Origin of the sequence: Micromonospora sp. WMMA1923 (genome assembly GCF_049179195.1) — a bacterium.
In the GTDB taxonomy this organism is placed as follows: domain Bacteria; phylum Actinomycetota; class Actinomycetes; order Mycobacteriales; family Micromonosporaceae; genus Micromonospora; species Micromonospora yangpuensis.
In genome coordinates, this window is record NZ_JBMHLZ010000001.1 from 6,198,619 (window position 1) to 6,220,125 (window position 21,507).

Annotated in this window: 19 protein-coding genes and 1 tRNA gene; 12 read left to right on the forward strand and 8 right to left on the reverse strand. The window is 71.8% G+C overall.

Translation table 11 applies throughout. The annotated features are described in order from the left end of the window. Positions 1 to 278: 278 nt before the first annotated feature. Positions 279 to 1,685, reverse strand: a complete 1,407-nt coding sequence (locus ACN28G_RS28265; protein ID WP_421480727.1) for a D-arabinono-1,4-lactone oxidase — start codon at positions 1,683 to 1,685, stop codon at positions 279 to 281. A 148-nt stretch (positions 1,686 to 1,833) separates the two neighbouring features. On the opposite strand from ACN28G_RS28265, the gene ACN28G_RS28270 reads away from it, so the two are divergent. Then, positions 1,834 to 2,487: a TetR family transcriptional regulator gene (locus tag ACN28G_RS28270; RefSeq protein ID WP_175440413.1), complete on the forward strand. Its 654-nt coding sequence runs from the start codon at positions 1,834 to 1,836 to the stop codon at positions 2,485 to 2,487. A gap of 65 nt (positions 2,488 to 2,552) precedes the next feature. On the opposite strand, the gene ACN28G_RS28275 is transcribed toward ACN28G_RS28270, so the two are convergent. Then, complete coding sequence (locus ACN28G_RS28275; protein ID WP_421480728.1) at positions 2,553 to 3,761, reverse strand: alanine racemase; 1,209 nt, start codon at positions 3,759 to 3,761, stop codon at positions 2,553 to 2,555. A 318-nt stretch (positions 3,762 to 4,079) separates the two neighbouring features. On the opposite strand from ACN28G_RS28275, the gene tmk reads away from it, so the two are divergent. From tmk to ACN28G_RS28305, 6 genes are all read left to right on the forward strand, one after another. Further along, positions 4,080 to 6,179, forward strand: a complete 2,100-nt coding sequence (gene tmk / locus ACN28G_RS28280; RefSeq protein ID WP_091445801.1) for a dTMP kinase — start codon at positions 4,080 to 4,082, stop codon at positions 6,177 to 6,179. Beyond that, a complete protein-coding gene (locus ACN28G_RS28285; RefSeq protein WP_421480729.1) occupies positions 6,179 to 7,369 on the forward strand; it encodes a DNA polymerase III subunit delta' in 1,191 nt (396 codons plus the stop codon). The genes tmk and ACN28G_RS28285 overlap by 1 nt, the downstream gene beginning before the upstream one ends. Positions 7,370 to 7,529: 160 nt before the next feature. Beyond that, positions 7,530 to 7,859 (forward strand): YbaB/EbfC family nucleoid-associated protein, encoded by a 330-nt coding sequence (locus ACN28G_RS28290; protein WP_091433580.1) that lies wholly within the window; start codon positions 7,530 to 7,532, stop codon positions 7,857 to 7,859. Position 7,860: 1 nt separating this feature from the next. Continuing rightward, positions 7,861 to 8,196, forward strand: a complete 336-nt coding sequence (locus tag ACN28G_RS28295) for a hypothetical protein (RefSeq protein WP_421480730.1) — start codon at positions 7,861 to 7,863, stop codon at positions 8,194 to 8,196. Further along, complete coding sequence (locus ACN28G_RS28300) at positions 8,196 to 8,981, forward strand: hypothetical protein (protein WP_421480731.1); 786 nt, start codon at positions 8,196 to 8,198, stop codon at positions 8,979 to 8,981. The genes ACN28G_RS28295 and ACN28G_RS28300 overlap by 1 nt, the downstream gene beginning before the upstream one ends. A gap of 74 nt (positions 8,982 to 9,055) precedes the next feature. Then, positions 9,056 to 9,913 carry a PSP1 domain-containing protein gene (locus ACN28G_RS28305; RefSeq protein WP_091433586.1) on the forward strand — a complete coding sequence of 286 codons (858 nt, stop codon included), beginning with the start codon at positions 9,056 to 9,058 and terminating at the stop codon, positions 9,911 to 9,913. 3 nt (positions 9,914 to 9,916) lie between these two features. On the opposite strand, the gene ACN28G_RS28310 is transcribed toward ACN28G_RS28305, so the two are convergent. Continuing rightward, complete coding sequence (locus ACN28G_RS28310; protein WP_421480993.1) at positions 9,917 to 11,692, reverse strand: metallophosphoesterase family protein; 1,776 nt, start codon at positions 11,690 to 11,692, stop codon at positions 9,917 to 9,919. 104 nt (positions 11,693 to 11,796) lie between these two features. On the opposite strand from ACN28G_RS28310, the gene ACN28G_RS28315 reads away from it, so the two are divergent. Continuing rightward, a tRNA-Thr gene (locus tag ACN28G_RS28315) sits at positions 11,797 to 11,870 on the forward strand. A 112-nt stretch (positions 11,871 to 11,982) separates the two neighbouring features. On the opposite strand, the gene ACN28G_RS28320 is transcribed toward ACN28G_RS28315, so the two are convergent. The 4 genes from ACN28G_RS28320 to ACN28G_RS28335 all read right to left on the reverse strand — a co-directional run bounded on the left by ACN28G_RS28320 (position 11,983) and on the right by ACN28G_RS28335 (position 17,202). Then, positions 11,983 to 12,627 carry a response regulator transcription factor gene (locus ACN28G_RS28320; RefSeq protein WP_091433588.1) on the reverse strand — a complete coding sequence of 215 codons (645 nt, stop codon included), beginning with the start codon at positions 12,625 to 12,627 and terminating at the stop codon, positions 11,983 to 11,985. Next, positions 12,615 to 13,853 carry a sensor histidine kinase gene (locus ACN28G_RS28325; protein ID WP_421480732.1) on the reverse strand — a complete coding sequence of 413 codons (1,239 nt, stop codon included), beginning with the start codon at positions 13,851 to 13,853 and terminating at the stop codon, positions 12,615 to 12,617. Before ACN28G_RS28325 ends, ACN28G_RS28320 begins: the two co-directional genes overlap by 13 nt. Before the next feature lie 368 nt (positions 13,854 to 14,221). After that, complete coding sequence (locus tag ACN28G_RS28330; RefSeq protein ID WP_421480733.1) at positions 14,222 to 15,151, reverse strand: alpha/beta fold hydrolase; 930 nt, start codon at positions 15,149 to 15,151, stop codon at positions 14,222 to 14,224. Between the two features lie 272 nt (positions 15,152 to 15,423). Continuing rightward, a complete protein-coding gene (locus ACN28G_RS28335) occupies positions 15,424 to 17,202 on the reverse strand; it encodes a CocE/NonD family hydrolase (RefSeq protein WP_421480734.1) in 1,779 nt (592 codons plus the stop codon). Between the two features lie 502 nt (positions 17,203 to 17,704). Here ACN28G_RS28335 and ACN28G_RS28340 point away from each other — a divergent pair. Beyond that, positions 17,705 to 18,712 (forward strand): zinc-dependent alcohol dehydrogenase family protein, encoded by a 1,008-nt coding sequence (locus ACN28G_RS28340; RefSeq protein WP_421480735.1) that lies wholly within the window; start codon positions 17,705 to 17,707, stop codon positions 18,710 to 18,712. Positions 18,713 to 18,751: 39 nt separating this feature from the next. Here the strand turns inward: ACN28G_RS28340 and ACN28G_RS28345 are convergent, their stop codons facing one another. Further along, positions 18,752 to 19,699, reverse strand: coding sequence for a GlxA family transcriptional regulator (locus ACN28G_RS28345; protein WP_091445805.1), 948 nt, complete (start codon positions 19,697 to 19,699; stop codon positions 18,752 to 18,754). A 168-nt stretch (positions 19,700 to 19,867) separates the two neighbouring features. Here ACN28G_RS28345 and ACN28G_RS28350 point away from each other — a divergent pair, with 168 nt between their 5' ends. The 3 genes from ACN28G_RS28350 to ACN28G_RS28360 all read left to right on the forward strand — a co-directional run bounded on the left by ACN28G_RS28350 (position 19,868) and on the right by ACN28G_RS28360 (position 21,443). Next, the gene (locus tag ACN28G_RS28350; RefSeq protein ID WP_091433597.1) at positions 19,868 to 20,302 is read left to right on the forward strand and encodes a hypothetical protein; all 435 of its coding nucleotides are present in this window, start codon (positions 19,868 to 19,870) and stop codon (positions 20,300 to 20,302) included. A 125-nt stretch (positions 20,303 to 20,427) separates the two neighbouring features. Further along, positions 20,428 to 20,946, forward strand: a complete 519-nt coding sequence (locus tag ACN28G_RS28355) for a SigE family RNA polymerase sigma factor (protein WP_421480736.1) — start codon at positions 20,428 to 20,430, stop codon at positions 20,944 to 20,946. Further along, complete coding sequence (locus tag ACN28G_RS28360; protein WP_421480737.1) at positions 20,946 to 21,443, forward strand: hypothetical protein; 498 nt, start codon at positions 20,946 to 20,948, stop codon at positions 21,441 to 21,443. The genes ACN28G_RS28355 and ACN28G_RS28360 overlap by 1 nt, the downstream gene beginning before the upstream one ends. Positions 21,444 to 21,507 lie beyond the last annotated feature (64 nt).

Genomic DNA, 21,507 nt, shown 5'->3' on the forward strand with positions numbered 1-21,507 from the left:
GGTCACCCCCACCAGCCCCGACCCGTCGATCATCCCGGCTCCCGCCCTCTTCCGCCGCCGATGCGCCTCGCCCTCTCCGTGCCCGACCGGGGTGTAGATCTTGGACACTTACCGTCCAAATAGAACGGTAAGTGTCCAAGATTCACTTCGGGGCCCGCTCCGGCGGTGACGGGGTGGGTGGGTGGGTGGGTGGGGAGATGGAATGGGCTTGCGTCGAAGCCGAGGGCCGAGGGCCGAGGGCCGACAGCCGAGGGCCGAGGGGTAGGGACAGTTCTCGGTCAGGGGCCGAGGAGATGGGTCAGGTGGGGGTTGGCGAAGACCCGGTGGGGGTCCAGGCGGTCGCGGAGGCGCTGGAAGTCGGCGAACCGCGGGTAGGCGGGGGCGAGGGACTCCGCGTCGCGCCAGTGCAGCTTGCCCCAGTGCGGCCGGCCGGCCAGGTCGGTGGCGACCCGTTCGAAGGCCCGGAAGTACGGCTCGTACGGCATTCCGGCGTACTGGTGGATGGCCAGGTACGCCGAGTCCCGCCCGTGACCGTGCGACAGCCAGATGTCGTCGGCGGCGGTGAACCGTACCTCGGCCGGGAAGAGCACCCTGGTCGGTAGCGTGTCGACGATGCGGCGCAGCGCGTCGAGGGCCTCGGGCAGGGCGGCGCGTGGCAGGGCGTACTCCATCTCGGTGAAACGGACCCGGCGCGGTGAGCAGAAGACCCGGTCGGAGCGGCCGGTGTAGCGGCGTTCACCGAGCAGCCCGGCAGCGGTCGCGCTGATCGTCGGGGCCAACGCCGGTACGGCCCGGCCGAGCCGGCAGGCGGCACCGAAGACGGTGTTGGCGAGCAGGTCGTCGTCGAGCCAGCCGCGCCACCGGGACAGTGGCCGGTCGTCGACAGGTACCCGGTCGTTGGTCTTGACCTGCACCCGGTCGGTGTAGGGGAACCAGAAGAACTCGACGTGGTCGTGTGCCTCGACCAGGGCCGGCAGGTCGGCCAGTACGTCGCCGAGCCGGGCCGGTCGTTCGTGGGCGTGTAGCACGAACGCGTCGACACACTGGAGGGTCACGTCGACCAGGATGCCGAGCGCGCCGAGGGAGACCCGGGCGGCGGCGAAGACGTCGGGGTGCTGGTCGGCCGAGCAGCGCAGCACCTCACCGGTGCCGGTGACCAGGGTCAACGCGGTGACGGCGGTGGCCAGGCAGCCGAGTCTCGCGCCGGTGCCGTGGGTGCCGGTGGAGATCGCGCCGGCGATGGTCTGCGCGTCGATGTCGCCGAGGTTGGGCAGCGCGAGGCCGTGCCGGTCGAGCAGTCGGTTGAGCGCCCGCAGGGTCGTCCCGGCCGGCACGGTGACCTGCCGCCGATCGACATCCACCCGGACACCGGCCCCGCCACCCGGCCCGGCAAGCGGCCCGTCACCCGGCCCGGCAAGCGGCCCACCACCTGGCCTGTCGGCCAAGCCATCGAGCGGCCCGGCAAGCGGATCGCCACCCGGCTGGAGGTGGTATCCGTCGGTGACGGCGAGGGCGGTGAAGGAGTGGCCACTGCCGACCGGTCGGATCCGTCGACCCTGGGCCGCGGCGGCCCGGACGGCGGCGACGGTCTCGGCGACGGTGCCGGGTCGGATCACCTCGGCGGTGGTCCGTTGGTTGCCCGCCCAGTTGGTCCAGAGGACACGCGGTGTCACCGGTTCGGCCATCGACCCTCCTCGAAACATAGGTGAACGAACTTCGCAACAGGAACGTTGTCCCTGGTAGATACCGCAATCGAGGTCGGCTCGTTAGTACCGGTAGTCACGCATTCGTGACGGGCAGATATGTTCATCCGTCGAAGGGGGGTGGCGCCGAGTGTCCACACCAGCCGCCACGACCGGGCCACTGCGCCGGGTACCGGTGCAGGGTCGAAGCGTCGCTCGGGTCCAGCGGATGCTGGACGCCTGTGCCGAACTCGTCGACGAGGTGGGGTACGAGGGCCTGACCACGACCCTGCTCGCCGAGCGCGCCGAGGTGGCGATCGGGTCGGTCTACCAGTTCTTTCCGGACAAGCGGGCGATCGTGCAGGCGTTGACCCTGCGCACGATCGAGTCGTACCTGCAGCGACTCGACGAGCGGTTCGCCGTCGACGACCTCGCCCACTGGTGGGACGGGGTCGACGCGGGCATCGACGAGTACATCACGATGCACCGTACGGTCCCCGGATTCCGTACCCTCCACTTCGGCGACGTGGTCGACCTGCACCTGCTCGACGAGCAGCGGGACAACAACGGCGTGATCGCCGACCAGTTGGCCCGGGTGCTCATCGAGCGTTTCGGCATCGCCGACGAGCCCCGGTTGCGGTTCATCCTGGAGATCGCCGTCGAGGCCGCCGACGCCCTGATCAAGCTGGCCTTCCGCCGTCAGCCCGACGGCGACGAGCGGGTGCTGGTGGAGGCCAAGGCGCTGATCCGGGAGTACCTGCACCGCCAGGTCGACGCCCCGGCGGTCAGCAACCAGCCCGGCTGACGCCAGGTCGGCGGCCAGCCCGGCTGACGTCGGGCCGGCAGCGGCCAGCCTGGCTGACGTCCGGGTCACAGGAAGGCCCGTCCCTCGCCCCGGTAGGTGGGCACCGTGGCCACCACCGTGTCGTCGGCGACCAGGTGTAGTTCGTTCACCCGTTCACACAGCTCACCGGCCTTGGCGTGGCGGAACCAGACCCGGTCGCCCAGCCGGAGTCCGGCCGCCGCCGGGCCGGTGAGCGGGGTCTGCACCTCACCGGCGCCCTCCGCGTTGATCAGTTTCAGTCCCTCGGGTAGCCACGGGGTGGGCAGTCGGCTGGGCGCGGCCGACCCGGAGGCGATCCAGCCGCCGCCGAGCACGGTGACCAGCCCGGGGGCCGGGTGCCGGACCACCGGGCAGGCGAAGAACGCGGCCGGGGTGGGGCGCCAGGTCCGGTAGGCGTCGAAGAGCGTCGGCCCGTACAGCCCCGATCCCGCGGTGACCTCGGTGACCGCGGGATCGGCGCTGGTCGCGGCGATGCTGCCGGTGCCGCCGCCGTTGACGAACGCCAGGTCGGCGTGTTCGCGTACCGCGGCCACCGCCGCACCACGACGGGCCAGCAACTCGCGGTACGACCCGCGCTGGGCGAGCCGGATCGCGGCGGCCAGCGCGGCCCGGCCGGGCGGGGCGTCGCCGAGGCCGGCGATCTGTGCCTCGTACGCCATCAGCCCGACCAGCCGGAAGCCGGGCCGGGCGGTGATCGCGGCGGCGAGCGCGCCGGCGGCCCGTGCGCTGTGCACCGGCGATCGGCGTACCCCGAGGTGTAACCGTCCGCGTAGGGGTCGCCAGGAGGCGTCCAGGTCGAGGCAGATCCGGACGGCGGGACGCCGGGTGGCGGGGCGGACGGCGTCGACGAGGTCGAGTTGCCCGGTGGCGTCCACCATCAGGGTGACCCGGTCGGCGAGGGTGGTGTCGGCGGTCAACTCGGCAAGCGCCGCCCGGTCGGCGCTGGGGTAGGCCACCAGCACGTCGTCGGTGAGTCCGGTCCGGGCCAGCCAGATCCCCTCGGCCAGGGTGAAGGCGAGTACCCCCCGCCAGCCGGGCCGCGCCAACGCCCGGCTGGCCAGGTCGCGGCAGCGCACCGACTTGCTGGCCAGCCGGACGGGCTTGGCCCCGGCCCGGTCGGCCAGGGCGGCGGCGTTGGCATCGAAGGCGGTCAGGTCCAGGACCGCGTACGGCGGGTCGAGGTGGGCGGTCGCCCGGTCGAGGCGTTCGCGAAGTTCGTCACGTTCGGTGGCCACTGGTGCACGCTAACTGTCCGGCGAAGAATGCGAAATAGCCTCACCTCTGTCGGGGCTGCGGTCGGTGGCTCCGGCCACCTAGGCTCGACGAGCAGGCGATGTCGCGGCGGGGTGACTCCCCTCCGGGGCTAGAGTGTTCCACCGGGGGTGCCCAGCGATGGGCCGGCACGTGGAGGTACGGCCATCGAAAGCCAGCAGCACGGCGAGTCGCCCGGCGTGTCGTCGAACAACGATCCCGCCACCGGCGGAAAGGACCCGACGGGTGCCGGCCAGCCCGGTGGCCAGAGCGACCGCTCCGGGTACGCGGGGATCCGCTCGGTGCTGCGCATCCAGCCGTTCCGCCGGCTCTGGATCGTGCTCGGCGCGGCCTCCTTCGGCGACTGGCTCGGCCTGCTCGCCACCTCGGTCTTCGCCGCCGCCCAGGTGCAGGGCAGCACCGCGCAGGGTGCCGCGTTCGGTGGCGTGATCGCCATCCGGCTGCTGCCGGCGTTGCTGCTGGGGCCGATCGCCGGTGTCTTCGCCGACCGCTTCGACCGGCGCTGGACGATGGTCATCTGCGACCTGCTGCGGTTCCTGCTCTTCGCCTCGATCCCGATGGTCGCGCTCCTGGGGGCCCGGGGTGCGGTGGTGGTCGGCTGGGCGGCCGTGGCCACCTTCCTGATCGAGACGATCACCCTGCTCTGGATCCCGGCCAAGGAGGCCGCGGTCCCGAACCTGATCCCCCGGGCCCGGCTGGAGGCGGCCAACCAGCTCACCCTGATCACCACGTACGGCTTCACCCCGGTGCTCGCCGCGCTGGGCATCGCGGTGCTCGACCGCAGCGTGCGCGCGGCGACCGGCGGCGAGATGCCCAACTGGGCCGAGCCCGCCCAGTTGGCGCTCTGGTTCAACGCGTTCTCCCGGCTGGCCACCGCGCTGGTGGTGGCCTTCGGGATCAAGGAGATCAGCCGGACCCAGGCCGCCGAGCGGGACCGCACCGAGCAGAGCATGATGCGCCAGTTCACCGAGGGGTGGCGGTTCATCGCCAAGACGCCCCTGGTCCGGGGCCTGGTGCTGGGGATCTTCGGCGCGTTCGCCGGCGGCGGCATCGTGATCGGCACCGCCCGGTTCTTCGCCAACTCCCTCGGTGCCGGTGACGCCGCCTTCTACCTGCTCTTCGGCGCGATCTTCATCGGTCTGGCACTCGGCATCGGGCTCGGCCCGATGATCGTGCGGGACATGTCCCGCCGCCGCTGGTTCGGCATGAGCATCGTGCTGGCCAGCGCGGCCGTGATGACCCTGGCCTTCGCCATCCACCTGTCGATGGCGATCGTCGGCGCGATCGTGGTCGGCGCGGGCGCGGGCATGGCGTTCCTGGCCGGCACCACCCTGCTCGGTGGCGAGATCGCCGACGAGGTACGCGGCCGGGTCTTCGCGGTGGTGCAGATCGGCACCCGGATGGTGCTGATCCTGGCCATCGGCCTGAGCAGCCTGCTCGCCGGGGTCGGCGGCTCGCGCGAGCTGAACATCGTCGACCTGGGCATCTCGATCTCCTCGACCCGGCTGCTGCTGCTCGCCGCCGGTGCGGCCGGCATCTTCGCCGGGATCAGCGCCTTCGGCCAGATGGACGACAAGAAGGGCGTGCCGGTCCTGGCCGACCTCTGGGGCTCGATCCGGGGCCGCCCGCTGATGCCGGCCGAGCCGTTCGTCTCCGCCGGCCTCTTCGTGGTCTTCGAGGGTGGTGAGGGCGCCGGCAAGTCGACCCAGGTCAGCCAGCTCGCCGGGCGGCTGGACGGTCAGGGCCGGGAGGTCCTGGTGACCCGCGAGCCCGGGGCCACCGGGGTCGGTGAACGGATCCGCGCGCTGCTGCTGGGCACCACCGAGGCCGACGCGCCGTCACCGCGGGCCGAGGCGCTGCTCTACGCCGCCGACCGGGCCCACCACGTCGCCACCGTGGTCCGTCCCGCCCTGGTCCGGGGCGCGGTGGTGATCAGCGACCGGTACGTCGACTCGTCGCTGGCGTACCAGGGTGCCGGACGGACCCTCCCGGTGGACGAGGTCTCCTGGCTCTCCTCCTGGGCCACCGGTGGGCTCAAGCCCGACCTGGTGGTGCTGCTCGACGTCGACCCGCGCACCGGGCTGTCCCGGGTCACCGCCCGCGGCGCGGACACCGACCGGTTGGAGGCCGAGTCGGTGGCCTTCCACGAGCGGGTCCGGTACGCCTTCCTCGACCTGGCCGCCACCGATCCGAAGCGCTACCTCGTGCTCGACGCCTCCCGCCCGGCCGAGGAGCTGGCCGAGCTGGTCGCCGCCCGGGTCGACGAGCTGCTCGTCGCGCCCGGTGACCCGGCGCGGCCCCGGCCGACCGGGACGTCGGAGACGCCGGGCCGCCCGGAGTTATCGGACGAGGAACTGGTGGGCGTGAGGCGCCCGGGCTGATGTCGGACGTCTTCGTCGATCTGGTCGGCCAGGACGACGCGGTCGACACCCTGCGCCGGGCGGCCGCCGCCGCGGCCGACGTGCTGCGGGGTACCGCCGACCCCGGGGCCGGGATGACCCACGCCTGGATCTTCACCGGCCCGCCCGGTTCGGGCCGCTCGGTGGCGGCGCGGGCCTTCGCCGCCGCCCTGCAGTGTGCCCACGGCACCGGGTGCGGCCGGTGCCCCGGCTGCCACACCACGCTGGCCGGGACCCACGCCGACGTCCGGCTGGTCGTGCCGGAGGGGCTCTCCATCGGGGTCACCGAGATGCGGGCGTTGGTGCTGCGGGCGGCGAGCACCCCCTCCGGGGGCCGGTGGCAGGTGGTGGTGGTCACCGACGCCGACCGGCTCACCGAGGCGGCGGGCAACGCCCTGCTCAAGGCGATCGAGGAGCCGCCGCCGCGTACCGTCTTCCTGCTCTGTGCGCCGTCGACCCACCCGGACGACGTCTCGGTGACCATCCGGTCGCGGTGCCGGCTGGTCCAGCTCCGGCAGCCGCCGGCCAGCGCGGTGGCCGAGGTGCTGGTCCGCCGGGACGGGACCGCCCCGGACGTCGCCGAGTGGGCGGCGGCCGCCGCGCAGGGGCACGTGGGCCGGGCCCGCCGGCTGGCGGCCGACCCGCAGGCGCGCGAGCGGCGGGCCGCGGTGCTGGCGGTGCCGCGTCGGTTGACCGGGGTGGGTGCCGCCTTCGACGCCGCCGCCGCGTTGATCGCCGCCGCCGAGGCGGAGGCCGAGGCGGCGGTGGCCGAGAGCGACGCCGCCGAGCGGGCGGCGCTGCAGACCGCGCTCGGTGCGGGTGGCACCGGCCGGGGGGCCGCCGGGGCGGCCCGGGGCAGCGCCGGTCAGCTCAAGGAGCTGGAACGGCGGCAGAAGTCGCGGGCCACCCGGGCCCAGCGGGACGCGCTGGACCGGGCCCTGGTCGACCTGGCCGGCTTCTACCGGGACGCGCTGACCATCGCGGTCGGTGCCCCGGTGGCCCCGGTGCACGCCGACACCGCCGAGCTGGCCGGGGCGGGGGCGCAGAAGTGGTCGGCCGAGGGGGCGTTGCGCCGGTTGGAGGCCGTACTGGCCTGCCGGTCGGCGATCGAGGCCAACGTCAAGCCCCGGATCGCGGTGGAGTCCATGATGCTCACTCTCTGGCGGGGCTGACCTGCCGCTCAGGCAGGCCCCCGCGTAGGGCCATCGACAGTCGCAACCGGGTGCGGTACGGTCCCGGTGATGTCACCGTGACCCTGGTGGCACGCTGCGTGAGGCAGCGCGGTCGGCCCGACCAGGCGACCGTGGCGAGCACTGCCGGGAGGAGCCGCCGATGCCGCGGGGGGAGATCGACGAGGCCTGGATCGAGGAGGCGGTGCGCAGATACCGCCGGATCGAGACCCTGCAGGCCGAGTTCGACCGGGCGGTGGCCACCGTCGAGGTGACCGTCCGGTCGCCGGACGGGCTGGTCGAGGTGGTGGTGACCGCCGACGGGAAGATCACCGACGTCCGGTTCCTGGGCCCGCTGCACTCCCGCAACCCGCGCGCCGTCGCCGGCAGCGTACAGGCCGCGATCGCCGCCGCCGCCGACGCCGCGCAGTGGGCCCGGGAGAAGCTGCACAACGAGACCTTTTCGGCGTACCGCACGTTGGCGGGGGCCTGAGATGGACCGGTTGCCGGCGCTCGCCGCCCGGCTGGACGAGGCGAGCGACACGCTGAGCACGCTTGCCCGCTCGGTGACCGCCACCGACCCGGCCCACCCGGCCTTCGGCGCCGACGCCGCGGGCCGCCCCGGTGAGGTGGGGCGGGCCCTGCACCGGCAGTGGGTCGCCGCCACCGAGCAGCGGGCCCGCGAGGCCACCGCCGCCGCCGCGCGACTGGCCGCCGCCGCCACCGCCGTGCGGTCGGCCGCCGAGCGGTACGTCGACACCGACGCCGCCGCCGAACACCGCCTGCGCGGCCTCGACCCTTCCGCCCACCGCACCGGCGGGCCGCGGTGATGGACGCGCTGGACCGGCTCGCCGAGCCCGGCCTGGACCTGCTCCGCCGGGTGGACACCCTGCTCGCCGGCGGCGCGCCGGAGGGGCACCCGGTCTGGCCCCTGCTGCGCCGCCTCCAGGTGCTGCCCGCCGAGGCCGTCCGCGGCTTCCTCGACCTGCATCCCGCGCCGTTGACGACCGCCGGCGACGAGGTGCGCCGGCTGATCCGCTCCTACGACCAGGCCTGCGCCCCGTTGACCGATCCGGTCGCCTGGTCGGGGCCGGCCGCCGCGTCGTACGGGCAGGCGCGGGCGGCGTTGCTGCGCCACCTCGACGAGGGGCCGGAGAGCCTGATCGGCCGGCTGGAGTCCACCGCGGGGTACGCCGACGCGCTCGCCGACTGGGTGGAGCGCAGTCGGATCGCGCTGGCCCGGACCCTGGCCGAGGTGCTCGGCTCGACCGAGGCGGTGACGGTGGTCGCGGCCACCACGACCGCCACCGGCGCCGGCACCGGCCTGACCGCCAGCGGCACCGGCCTGACGGCCACCGGCGTCGGCGCGGGCGTGACTGCCACCGGCGGCACCCCGACTGCCGGCGGTGCCGTCGACCAGCAGCCGGGGGCCGGCCGGCGGGGTCACCGCGAGGCGGCCGAGATCGCCCGGCGGGTGCTGGCGGTGCTCTGTGTGGCCTACGACGGCGCGGAGACCCTGCTGCGGCAGTGGTCGCCGAGCCTGGCCGTCGCGCCCTGGCGGCCGGCGGTGGACGCCCCGCCGCGCGTCGACGCCACCACCCGGCTGGGTTGGTGACCGTGACTGCTGACGGTGATCCTCCGGTGACCGCCGGCCGGACGCCGCCGGCCGATCCGTCGTAGGGTGGGGCCATGGGCATGCTCTGCGCGGTCAGCTTCAACCGGTACGGGCGTCTCTACTACCTGGACCCCGGCGAGTTCAGCCCACAGGTCGGCGACAAGGTGCTGGTGCCCACCGACGACGGCCCCGAGGTGGCCGAGTGTGTCTGGGCCGCCCAGTGGGTCACCGAGGACACCGACGGTTTCCCCCGGCTGGCGGGGCTGGCCCAGGACGACGACCTGCGCCGCGACGAGACGCTGCGGCGGCGTAAGGCCGAGGCCAAGGTGGCCGCCAAGCGGCTGATCCGGGGGCACGGCCTGCCGATGAAGGTGGTCGCGGTGGACCACGTCCTGGCCGCCGCTGACGGCAGCAGCGACCGGACCACCATCTACTTCACCGCGCCGCACCGGGTGGACTTCCGGGCGCTGGTCCGGGACCTGGGGGCCACCCTGCGGTGCCGGGTCGAGCTGCGGCAGCTCTCGGCCCGTGACTCGGCCCGGGTGCAGGGCGGCATCGGCTCCTGCGGCCGGGACCTGTGCTGCGCCACCTTCCTCAACGACTTCGAGCCGGTGACCATCCGGATGGCCAAGGACCAGGACCTCCCGCTCAACCCGCTGCGGATCTCCGGGGCGTGCGGCCGGCTGATGTGTTGCCTCAAGTACGAACATCCGCTGTATGCCGGAGGCGGCACCTCCTATCCGAACCCGGGCCAGCGGGTGGAGACCCCGGAAGGCCAGGCCAAGGTGATCTCCCGGCACCCACCGAGCGAGACCGTCGTGGTCCGGCAGCTCACCGGGGGCGAGACCAAGCGGTGCGGCCTCGCCGAGGTCTGTGGCTCCCGCCAGGCGTACGAAGCAGGGGGCGATCCCCTTCCTCTCCGGGCGGAGTGACGGTCAGTTGGATGCCCGGGCGTCGGCCGGGACGACGGTCGGCGGCTCGGCCAGCCGGGGGCGCAGCGGCTCGGCGGGAGCCAGCCAGGAGGCGTCCGGACCGGGATCGGGGTTGACCTGCCAGCGGCGGCCCACCCGGTCGATCGCGACCGGATAGATCGTCAGCGTGCCGTCGGGGTCGATCCGCATCCGCAGGAAGGCCTTGGCGTCCTCGATGCCCTGACCGGCGAAGAGCTCGTTCAGGTTCACCCCGAACGCCCCGGCCAGCAGCAGGTACCCGGCCACCAGCTGGGTGGCCACCAGCCCGGCGACCGGGCCGTACAGCGCCGCGGCGGCGACCGCCGGCAGGGGCCAGGGCCAGTCGTGCGGGGGCAGGCCGAGCCAGGCCCAGGTGCCGAGGGCGGCCAGCCCGACATGCGCCAGCCCGTGGCCCACCCCGAGCAGCCAGTGCCGCACCTGCCGGTTGCCGCTGGCCGTGGGTGGCTTGGCGAAGAAGGCCGCCCCGAGCAGGGTCACCACCACCATCATCACCAGCGGTACGCTGAACAGCCGCTGGTCGGTGCTGTCCACGTCCTGGGTGGCGACCCCGGCCATGGCCAGCATCAACAGCGTGTGCAGGGTGCCGAGCAGGGTGACGAAGCCCGGGTTGCGCCAGGGCAGCCGGGCGAAGACCCCGAAGCCGTACCGTCGGGAGCGGCCCGCCGTCGGATAGCGCCCGGCCAGCGCGTACTCCCGGGTGCGGCTGGCCCGCCGGGACAGCGTCTCCCGGGGCGGCACCTCGATCCGTTCGGGCAGCTGGTGGGTGGGGTAGAGGTACGCCCCGCCGCCGCCACAGGTGATCAGCTGCCGGTCGCCGCTTTCGTACCGGGAGTAGTGGTGCAGGTCGCCGGAGAGGATCACCCGGACCCGGGCCCCGGTCGGCGCGACCACGGTCCGCACGAAGTAGTCGATCGAGTCGTACGCGGTGGGGTCGTCGACGGCCTTGACCCAGGTCGGCTCCGGCACCACCAGGATCACCCGGGACTGCGGCCCGAGCCGCCGGGCGACCTGCTCGAAGTAGGTAAGCTGCGGATCGTCGAGGTACGAGCCGGACTGGTCGTCCAGGCCGAGCAGCCACCAGTCGGCCGGCAGTTCGGCGGCGAAGTACGACCGGGTCTGCCCGGTCAGCCAGCCGCCGAAGTGCCGGTCCCGGGTCCGGGCGAAGATCCGCAGGAACGCGGTCAGCCCGTCGTACCAGTCGTGGTTGCCGGGAATCGCGAAGAGGGTGGGCCGCTCGGGCGGGGTGACCGGCAGCGCGGCCTGGTAGGGCCCCTTGCACCGGTCCTCGTACGCCGCGTAGCTCGCCGACGGGTAGACCTGGTCGCCTCCCATGATCAGGGTCTGCGCCCGGGGCAGCCGGTGGCCGTCGACGGTCAGCTCCCGCTGGGCGAGCAGGTACGCCACCGAGTACGTGGCGTCGAAGCCGTCACCCAGGTCGGCGACGTAGTCCAGCCAGAGCCCGCCGTCCGGTCCCACCTGTCGGGGCACCTCGTCGGCGAAGGCCCGCTGCAACTCCCGCTTGTCCAGGTACGCCCCGAACAACATCGCCAGCAGCGTACGCAGCCCGGTGCTGATCAACAGCAGCGGCGCGAGCCACGGCACCGGCCGGCGCGGCGTGAAGCCCAACTCGTGCGGCTTGGTGGAACGCGGCCGGTGCGCCTCGCGGCCGCCTGCGGCCTCGCTGGCGTGGGTGTCGTCCGGCTCGACGACGGGGGCGGAATCGTCGGTCACCCGGGGCAGCGTAGTGCTCCCGGCCCGGTGGCGCTGTCTGGCGACCGACGCTGGGCCGGTCGGGGAACCCGTGCGGGCGGAGGGCTGCCGGTGCCGTACACTTGCTGATCGTTGCCGCCTTAGCTCAGTCGGCTAGAGCGACGCACTCGTAATGCGTAGGTCGACGGTTCGATTCCGTCAGGCGGCTCAGAGGATGCCCTGACCAGCGGAGACGCAGGTCAGGGCATCGTTTGTATCGATGAGGATTCGAGTCACCCCCCCCGGAAGCCAGGTCAGGTGGCCGATGTGAACTCCGCTTCTCAGCTCTGCAGGTAGGCCAGGACCGCCAGGATCCGGCGGTTGTCGTCCTCGGAGGGCTTGAGACCGAGCTTGGTGAAGATGCTGTTGCTGTGTTTGCTGACAGTCTTCTCGGTGACGAACATCCGGGTGGCGATCGCAGCGTTCGACCGGCCCTGGGCCATCAGAGCGAGGACCTCATGCTCGCGCTGGCTCAGCTTCAGGAGCTTGGGGTCGGCGGCGCGGTGGGTGAGCAGTGCACTCACCACGTCGGGGTCCATGACGACGCTCCCGGAAGCGACCTGCCGGACGTTGTCGATGAACTGGCCGACGTCCGTGACCCGATCCTTCAACAGATAGCCCACCGCGCCCGCGCGATCCGACATCAGCTCCCGGGCGTAAATCTGCTCGACATACTGTGAGAGCACCAGAATGGGAAGCCCTGGAATCTGCCGGCGGACTTCTACGGCGGAACGCAGTCCCTCGTCGGTGAAGGTCGGCGGCAACCGCACGTCGACGATGGCGACGTCAGGACGGTGCGTCATCAGCGCCCGGATCAGGGCGGCCCCGTTGTCAACGGCTTCCACAACCTCGAACCCATTGGCCCGCAAGATCCTGATCAGGCCCTCGCGGAGCAGGGCGAGGTCCTCGGCTATCACGATACGCACGGCAGCGACATCCTCACCTCGGTAGGTCCGCCCGGCGGACTGTCAACGGTCAGCGTGCCGTCGAAGGCCGCCAGCCGACGCTGGATGCCACGCAGGCCGGTGCCGGAATCGATCGAAGCACCCCCACGGCCGTCGTCGGACACCAGCATCGTCAACTCTCCCGCAGCGCCGTCCCGATGGGGTGCGAACTCCACGGTGATCCGGATCTGCCGGGCCTGGGCGTGCTTGATGGCGTTCGACAACGCCTCGGCGACGGCGAAATAGGCCGCGGACTCGACCGGGGCCGGCAGCCGTCCCGGTAGGCGGGTCACCACCGTGGTCGGGATCGGATTCACCAGGGCCAAGGCCTTGAGGGCGCCGTCCAGGCCACGGTCGGCCAGTACCGGCGGATGGATGCCCCGCACCAGCTCACGCAGCTCGGTCAAAGCGCTGGCGGTCGACTCGCGGGCCTCGGCCAGCAACTGTCGGACGGTCTGCGGATCCTTGGGCAGTAACTGTTCGGCCAAGCCCAGGCTCATGCCCAGCGACACCAGCCTTGCCTGCGCGCCGTCGTGCAGGTCGCGTTCGATTCGGCGCAGCTCGTGGGCCTGGGTGTCGACGGTCTCAGCGCGCGTGGTCGCCAACTGTTGGACGCGGGCCCGCAGGCGCGCCTGCTCGGTGGGGCCGAGCAGAGCGCGGATCATCCGAGCGTTGAGGTTCGCCAGGCGCGCCGCAGTGGCGTACCAGAGCAGAAGGAAAACCGGACCGAGCGGTACCAGCGCGAAAGACTGCGCGACGCTGTGCAGCCGGAAGGACTCCCCCATCGGAGTGCGGAATACCTGAGGAGGCGTCAGTTGATAGATGAGCGGATAGGTCAGGTAGACGACTCCGAAGGCGAAGAACAGCAGCGACAGTCCGCAACTCCACCATATGGTGATCGAGTTGACCACCAACCAGATCCAGTCCCGCCACGTCGCCGGATCGCGCAGGATCGTCCAGAGCCGCACCAGCCAACCGGCGTCCGGTGTGGGCTGATAGGGGTGGGCGGGCACCGGTACGCCGAGCCGGTCGGCGGCCCACTGGCGGTGCAGGTCGGCAAACCAGCGCACCAGCGCGGTGGTGAGCAGAATCAAGGGGATCCCGACGCCGAGAGCGGCGACTGACATCGAGGTGATCCAGACCGTGGCCAGCACGGCACCCAGGGCCGAACCCGTCAGCAGCACCAGCGACCAGCCCAACAGGCTCATCCGCAAGCCCAGCGCGGAGCGCGGAGCTGGACCGCTGCGTGCGACGGGACCAGGCCCGGAGCGTTCCCGCGAGGGCGAGGAGCCGCCGGGAAGGGTGGTTCCGCTGGAATCGGTCATTTCACTCCCTCATCGCGCATCGTGCCGAATCGACGGGACTGGCGGTCGGTCCATATCGGCCCCCGGGCGATCCGCAATTTCCGCGCGGTGAGGTTTCTTCACTTCCGCCGGTAGACGACTCAGCCGGCTGAGTCGTCTACCGGCGCACACCTTACCCGCCGCGCAAGCAGTGTCGGCCCGCTCCCGGAATCTCTGCCGCCACCTCGCCGTCATCGAGATCCGGGCCCCTGTCACCCGCTGGCACGATGCCGTTACTTGACGGTGGCGGTCATCTGTGCGATTTCGTTGAGCACCAGGACGGGCTCGTCCTGGGGAACGTCGTGCGAGCTGCCCTTGGCGGTGACGAGGGTGCGGTCGGGCCCCGCCTTGACGAACGCGGCGGCCGCGTCGCGCCAGGCCTGAGCGTCCTGCGGAGATCCGTCGAAGGGTGTCTTGTCCGACACGACATAGATGACGGGGATGCTGTCGGGCCAGGAGACCTTGTGGTACGCCTGGTGCGTGGGACCGAAGTTGTCGGCCGTGGCAATGAGCTGGCGGTTCGCCTTCGTCGACGGCGCCTTCTTGAGCTCTTCGATCTGCGGCGCGGTCAGCGTGACAATTCGTTGGATCTGGGTGTCGGTGAAGAATTGCGGCACGTTGGCATCGATCAGCACCGCCCCGGAGACAACGCCGGGGTTCGCGAGGACGAAGTAGTGGGCCACCTCTCCTGCCTGCGAGTGGCCCGCGAGGATCACGTTCTGGGTGACGCCGAGTTCACGCAGACCGGCCTGCAGGTCGGAGGCGGCGGCCTGGGGGTCCCATGGTCCCGTCACCTCCTCGCTGGCACCCATGCCGGCCCGGTCGTAGGTGATGATCTGCGATCCGGTGGCCTGCGACAGCTGCGGCACCAGGGCATCCCAGTACGAGGAGTCCTCGCCGCCGCCGGCGTCCAGCACGATGGTGGGAGAACCTCCGGGCGTGACGTGGAAGGCAAGCTGATGCCCGTTGTTGGCGATCATATGCAGGCCCGCTGCGGGCGCCGCGCTTGTCGAGGTCGAGGGAACCGCGGCTTCCGGACCAGCCGCGGGCGCGGCCTGCGACGCCGCCGAGTCATCACACGCGGCGAGGGCCCCTATCACGGCGACGGGAAGGACGAGGGCCACGGCGGCCCGATGGAACCGTGAGATTTTCTGTGTGGTCATGGAAATGAGCTTCCACGGTTTCTAGATCTTGTGCAATCATGCTATCCCCCCAGTCGGGTTGGGAGTTATCTCCACGCTTTCCGGAGGCGAGTCAGAACCCGTCAGGTACTGCTGGACGCGCATTTTCCAGGATCCGTCCGGGTGATAACGGGGGCGCTGGAGCTACCGCTCCCGCCACGCCAGGTGCGCCCGGTCCTAGGCGAGAAGCCCGGCCCCGACGCCGTCGGCGTTCGGGTCGGTGCGATTGTGGAAGGGGCGTTCGGCGGTGGGGCTCAGCGAAGGGGTGCGGGGACGGTGAAGCTGGGCTTGCCGATGGGCATCTTCTCGGTGGTGGAGAGAGCGGTGTAGATGTCGAGGAACACGGCGCGTTCGCCATCCGTCGGGCGGTCGTCGCGCGGGTCGTCCAGGTCGAGGTCGAGCCGGACGTTCTCGACGGTGATCTTCCGGTTGGAGGGTGTGTCGGTCCAGTCGCTGAACAGTCCGGGGGCCTGGATGGTGCCGATCTGCACGGCGAGGCGGTGGCCGGCGGCGAGGGTCCAGTCGTTCGACTTGAGGTCGAAGGCGAGCTTGCCGCCGTTCACCAGTGCCACCTGCTCGTTGAAGAAGACCCCGGTGCCGTCGGGGGCGACGTCGTAGAGCCGGACCATCAGGTTGCCGTGGCCCCGGGCGGTGAGGGAGAGGCGAGGAGTGCCGGTCACCCGGGTGGCCTGGCGCAGCGGCTGTGACCAGCGGTAGAAGCTGTTACCGGTATCGACCTTGGGGTCGCCTTCGGCGCTGTCGTCGAGGTATCGGCCGCCGGGCAACGCGAGGGTGGGCGAGCTGTCCACGACCGGCCAGTTGTCCTGGGCGCGCCACCGGCCGTTGTTGTCCTGGATGGCGTACGCGGGGTAGTCGACCGTCGGCGTGACGCCGCGCAGGTACTGGTCGAAGAAGGAGATGGTCTCGGCGAACCAGCTGTCGCGGCCCATCTCCAGCCGGCCGTCGGCGGCGCGTTCGTTGCCCCGCTTGTGGTCCCACGGTCCGAGCCAGCCCCGCTGCGGACCATGGTGGTTGGTGAGGTATTCCTCCATCCCCTCCGGTTCGGTGTTCCACTCGGTGAAGCCCTGGGTGAAGAACAGCGGGGTGTCGCTGCCCTTGGCCTGCCGGGCCAGGTCGCGCGTCTGCCAGTACTCGGACTCGTAGTCGGCGGTCAGGTACTGGATCGAGTTGACGGCCACGCAGGGATGCTTCTCCTCGTACGCGGCATTGGTCCGGTATCGCTCGTCGTCGTCGGGCAGCTGGGGCAGGGTGGCGATCCGGTTGTAGCTGGTGGCCACGTTGCCGATGGTCGAGCGGGGTACGCCGTTGGAGCGGATGTTGCGGTACAGGTCCCAGATGGGTTCCTGGGCGACGACCGCCTTGAGGGCGTCCTGGTTGAGGTTGTTGCCGATCAGGCCGGTGATGGCGTCGTAGGACTTGCCGTACATGCCGACGGCGCCGGTGGACCAGGGCTGGGTGGCGGCCCAGTCGATGGCCGCCTTCACGTCGGCCTGCTCGCCGGGGCCCTGGAAGTCGAGGCATCCTGTGGAGCCGCCGAAGCCGCGTTGGTCGACCATCACGAACGCGTAGCCGCGGGAGAACAGGTCGGTGCCCTCGATGAAGTCGTAGAAGCGGTTCGAGGGGCCGGTGTGCGGGTGCTTCTCGTCATCGAGCTGCCCGGAGTGCCCGAAGTAGGCACCGACCGACAGGATCACCGGTACTTTCTTGCCCTCGGGCAGGTTCTCGGGCAGCAGGACGTCGGCGTGCAACTCGACGTCCGACCCGTCGGAGGAGGGGAAGTAGTGCTGGGTCCACCGGGCACCCTTGGCCACCCGCTTGTTCTCGGCATGGGTGACCGCATCTTCGGCGGTGGCGACCGCTGGCGCCGCCTGGACTGACGGCGTGCAGGCGCCGAGGCCGACCAGCAGGGACGCCGCGGCTGCGGTAGCGACAAGGCGGGCAGCGGTCTTTCCCGAGACGAGCGGCCTTTCCCGGTGGGTGGTGCGCGGGTCGGGTATGGCGGGCCTGTACACGAGTGGCTCCTTGAGTTCGTAGGCAGCAAGTTGCCGACGACCCGAGCGAGTCGGGTGCGGCTGGAAAGGACCGGCAGCGCCGGTGCCCCGGCGGCCGGCAGGGCAAAAGGCGGACGAGGGCCCGGTCAGGTCGACGAGCCCCGATAGGCGCGGTCCTCAGCCCGTACCCCGAAGGAGGTCCTTGACGGCGTGGAAGTCGCCGTACGTGAGGTTCAGCCGGTCGACGTCGATGACGGGTGAGGCGGACATGCACCCATCACAGCGCGGACGACGCCGGCCCGGCAGTGGCGCCGCGTCACCGCCGAATGTGACGTGGTGTCACTGTCCATGGTCCATGGCCACCTGCGCTGACGCCGTCCGCCCATGCGCTGACGGGCGTGTCACTATCCTTGTGGATATTGGCATTGCTGCCACTGGAGGGTGTGGATCGTGCGCGCGACGCTGGGCGGGAAGCACCGTCCCGGCGCGTCGCGCGCCCCGAACCACGATGAGGAACGTCGATATGACGGATTCGATGAAGGCCGTTGTGCTCGCCCGTTTCGGCGGGGCCGATGCCTTCGAGCTGCGCGATGTCTCCGTACCGCGGGTCGGACCCCGCCAGGTGCGGGTGCGCGTCCACGCGACCGCGGTCAACCCGCTCGACTACCAGATCCGTCGCGGAGACTACGCGGATCAGGTGCCGCTCCCGGCGATCATCGGGCACGACATCTCCGGCGTGGTCGAGGAGGTCGGATCCCACGTGACCGAGTTCCGCGTCGGCGATGAGGTGTACTACACGCCCCGGATCTTCGGCGGCCCCGGCTCCTACGCCGAGCAGCACGTCGCCGACGTCGACCTGGTCGGCCGGAAGCCTGCGAACCTCAGTCACCTGGAGGCGGCGAGCCTGACTCTCGTCGGCGGCACGGTCTGGGAGGCCCTGGTGACGCGGGCCCAGCTCGCCGTGGGGGAGACGATCCTCATCCATGGCGGCGCGGGCGGTGTCGGCACGATCGCGATCCAGATCGCGAAGGCGATCGGCGCCCGGGTGATCACCACCGCGAAGGCCGGCGACCACGAGTTCGTACGCTCTCTCGGGGCGGATGCGGCGATCGACTTCACGTCGGCGGACTACGTCGACGCGGTGGCCGAGCTGACCCGGGGCAGGGGGGTCGACGTCGTCTTCGACACGATCGGCGGCGACGCGCTCACCCGGAGCCCGCTGACGCTCGCCGACTTCGGACGCGTCGTCAGCATCGTCGACATCGCGCAGCCGCAGAACCTCATCGAGGCGTGGGGTCGCAACGCCGCCTACCACTTCGTCTTCACCCGGCAGAACCAGGGAAAGCTGAACGCGCTCACCACGCTTGTCGAGCGTGGCCTGGTGAAGCCGGTGATCGGCGCGACTCTTCCGCTGGCCCGGATGGGCGAGGCGCATGAGCTTCTGGAGAACCGGCGGTCGTACGCCCTGCACGGCAAGGTCGCGATCGACGTGGCGGGCGAAACCCTCGCGCTTCCCGCGCGCGTCTCGTAGCGGGGCGCTCGGGGGGTGGCCGGACGATGACCGCGGTGGTCAGCTCCGCCCGGAGAAGGTGGCGCGGTACTCCGAGGGGGACACGTCCAGGAGCCGGCGGAAGTGCAGGCGGAGGTTCGCTCCGGTGCCCAGGCCGACCTCGTGCGCGATGCGGTCGACCGACAGCGTCGTGCTCTCCAGGAGTCCACGGGCGGTGTCGACCCGCGCCCGCAGGATCCACTGCAGCGGGGTGCTGCCGGTCTCCTCGGCGAAGCGGCGCAGGAACGTGCGGGGCGACAGCTTCGCGTGTGCGGCGAGTCCGGCGATCGTGAGCTGCTTGTCGAGCCGCGTCAGGGCCCATTCGCGCGTCGCCGCGAGGGTTTCGCCGTGGGCGGCCGAGCTGCTCTTCGGCAGGTACTGGGCCTGACCCCCGGTCCGGTAGGGCGCGGTGACGAGTCCTCGGGCGATCTCGTTCGCCGCGCCCACGCCGAGATCCCGCCGGACGATGTGCAGGCACAGGTCGAGACCGGCGGCGGCCCCCGCCGAGGTGAGGATGGCTCCCTCGTCGACGAAGAGCACGTTCGGCTCGACCGTGATCCGCGGATGCCGCCGGGCGAGCTGCTCCGCCGCATCCCAGTGCGTCGTCGCCCGTAGACCGTCGAGCAGACCGGCATCCGCGAGGGCGAACGCGCCGTAGCAGATCGACGCGATGCGCGCCCCGCGGGACGCGGCGTTCCGCAGCGCTTCGCGCACCGCCACCGGTATCGGCCGACCCGCCGGGGCGTACCCCGGTACGACGATCGTGTCCGCGTCGGCCAGGGCGTCCAGGCCCCGCGGGACCGCGTAGCCGAAGTCCCCGTGGGACGGCACCGTTCCGGCGGTGACCCCGCAGGTCGACACCGCGTAGGGGAACCCCGTCTCCGGATGGAACACCTCCGCCGGGATCCCGACGTCCAGCGGGAGCGCCCCGTCGAGCACGAGGGACACCACCCGGTGCGGTCGCTGCATCACCCGACTCCGATCCGACCGACGCGCCGCCGACCGTGTCATGATCCTTGCGCGTACGCGCATTGCCGCCATCTTCGAGGAAAGTTCCGGTTGGCGGCAACCTGTGGCCGGCGGATCGCATGTACCCGGATGTACGCAACGACCGCCACGATCCACAGGGGTCCGGAAATGTCTGCACGTCGTCTTCTGCTGCTGCTGCCCGCTGCCGCCGCCCTGGCCGCACTCACCGCCTGTACCGTCACGGCGGCACCCGGTCCTGACTCCACCGCGTCCGCTCCGTCGCCGGCCGCCCCGGCGGACGGCACCCCCGGTGCTCCGCCCACGGCGGCCACCGGGGCGGCCGGGGATGTCGCAAGCGCCGCCTGCCCCTCGGGGGCGACCCTGCAGAAACTGGTCGAGCTGCCGGAGGGCGTCACCTTCGGCGGGGTCGAGTGCGTGCAGGGCTGGGCGGGAGCCGACCCGCAGGGGCCGAACGTCGGTGACGGCGTCTACCTGTTCCGCCACACCGCCGGTACCGGCTGGAAGTACTACGGCGAGGGCAGCGGATACGACTGCGCGGACCTCGGCGTCACCGAGCCGGCACCGTTCTGCATCTCCGGCTGACCGGGTGACCGCGGTCGCGCGCGGTGGTGTACACCAGCTACGGTGTGCGCCACAGTGGACGGCCTCGTCGACGCCGCCGCGCCCTGACTGGCAACCTGTGCGGTACGTGGGGGCACGAGCGGGGCATGGCGGATTCGATCGACGACCAGTTCCGGGAGTTCGTCCGGACCCGCTCGCCGGCGTTGCTCCGGACGGCGTTCCTGCTGACCGGCGACCGGCACCTCGCCGAGGACCTGGTGCAGGACGCGCTGGCCCGTACCCATCGGGGCCGGCGGCGGCTGGACGATCCGGGGCACTTCGAGGCGTACACCCGCACCGCCATGTACCACCAGCAGGTGAGCTGGTGGCGGCGCCGCAGGGTGGCCGAGTCCCTGCCCGGGGAACTGGCCGACGTGGCGCAGCCCGGCAGTGACCACGCCCGCCGTACCGATCTCAAGCTCGCCCTGCACCAGGCACTCGCCCAACTCACCCCGCGACAACGCGCGGTGCTGGTGGTCCGCTTCTTCGAGGACCGCAGCGAGGCCGAGGCCGCGAACCTGTTGCAGTGCTCGGTCGGCACGATCAAGAGTCAGACCAGCAAGGCACTGGCCCGGATGCGGGAGATAGCGCCCGAGCTGCTCTCGGCCGTGATGGAGGAGGCCTGATGACCGACCACTTCGGGCCGCTGCGTCAGGCCATGTCCGACCTGAGCGAGCACGGCGGCAGCGCCGACCTCTACGAGCGGTCCCTGCGCAGGTCGCGGCAGTCGCAACGGCGGGCGACCCTCGTCACCGGCACCACGGCCGCAGCGGTGGTGTTGGCCCTCGGCGGTACGGTCGCCTTCGTTACCAGCCACCGGCCCGATCCGTGGGCGACACCCGCCGCCGCCCCCAGCGGTGCCGGATCCGAAGAACCCGACTGTCCATCGGTCGAAGCCCTCGGTGACCTGGTCGAACTGCCCCAGGGCTGGTCCTTCGGGTCCGTCGGGGTGCAGTGCGCGCAGACCTGGGCGGCGGCCGACGTGCAGCGCCCGGGCGGCGGCAGCGTCCGCTACCTTTTCCACTACACGGCCGGTACGGGTTGGCGGTACCACGACCAGGGCACCGAATGGGACTGCGCGGAGCTCGGCCTCACCGAGCCGGCGCCGTTCTGCACCTCCTGACCGGCTGCCGTCCGCACCGTCGGCCGTCCTGTCCCGGGCCGAACTGCGGCCTCAGCGTCCCCGG

Excerpts from the sequence above, each read along its gene's own strand:
- ACN28G_RS28355 (WP_421480736.1), top strand. The coding sequence starts at position 20,428 with ATGGCGGATTCGATCGACGACCAGTTCCGGGAGTTCGTCCGGACCCGC.
- ACN28G_RS28285 (WP_421480729.1), top strand. The coding sequence starts at position 6,179 with ATGTCGGACGTCTTCGTCGATCTGGTCGGCCAGGACGACGCGGTCGAC.
- ACN28G_RS28265 (WP_421480727.1), bottom strand. The coding sequence starts at position 1,685 with ATGGCCGAACCGGTGACACCGCGTGTCCTCTGGACCAACTGGGCGGGC.
- ACN28G_RS28340 (WP_421480735.1), top strand. The coding sequence starts at position 17,705 with ATGACGGATTCGATGAAGGCCGTTGTGCTCGCCCGTTTCGGCGGGGCC.
- ACN28G_RS28300 (WP_421480731.1), top strand. The coding sequence starts at position 8,196 with ATGGACGCGCTGGACCGGCTCGCCGAGCCCGGCCTGGACCTGCTCCGC.
- ACN28G_RS28350 (WP_091433597.1), top strand. The coding sequence starts at position 19,868 with ATGTCTGCACGTCGTCTTCTGCTGCTGCTGCCCGCTGCCGCCGCCCTG.
- ACN28G_RS28295 (WP_421480730.1), top strand. The coding sequence starts at position 7,861 with ATGGACCGGTTGCCGGCGCTCGCCGCCCGGCTGGACGAGGCGAGCGAC.
- ACN28G_RS28325 (WP_421480732.1), bottom strand. The coding sequence starts at position 13,853 with ATGAGCCTGTTGGGCTGGTCGCTGGTGCTGCTGACGGGTTCGGCCCTG.
- ACN28G_RS28330 (WP_421480733.1), bottom strand. The coding sequence starts at position 15,151 with ATGACCACACAGAAAATCTCACGGTTCCATCGGGCCGCCGTGGCCCTC.
- ACN28G_RS28345 (WP_091445805.1), bottom strand. The coding sequence starts at position 19,699 with ATGCAGCGACCGCACCGGGTGGTGTCCCTCGTGCTCGACGGGGCGCTC.
- ACN28G_RS28305 (WP_091433586.1), top strand. The coding sequence starts at position 9,056 with ATGGGCATGCTCTGCGCGGTCAGCTTCAACCGGTACGGGCGTCTCTAC.
- ACN28G_RS28290 (WP_091433580.1), top strand. The coding sequence starts at position 7,530 with ATGCCGCGGGGGGAGATCGACGAGGCCTGGATCGAGGAGGCGGTGCGC.
- ACN28G_RS28360 (WP_421480737.1), top strand. The coding sequence starts at position 20,946 with ATGACCGACCACTTCGGGCCGCTGCGTCAGGCCATGTCCGACCTGAGC.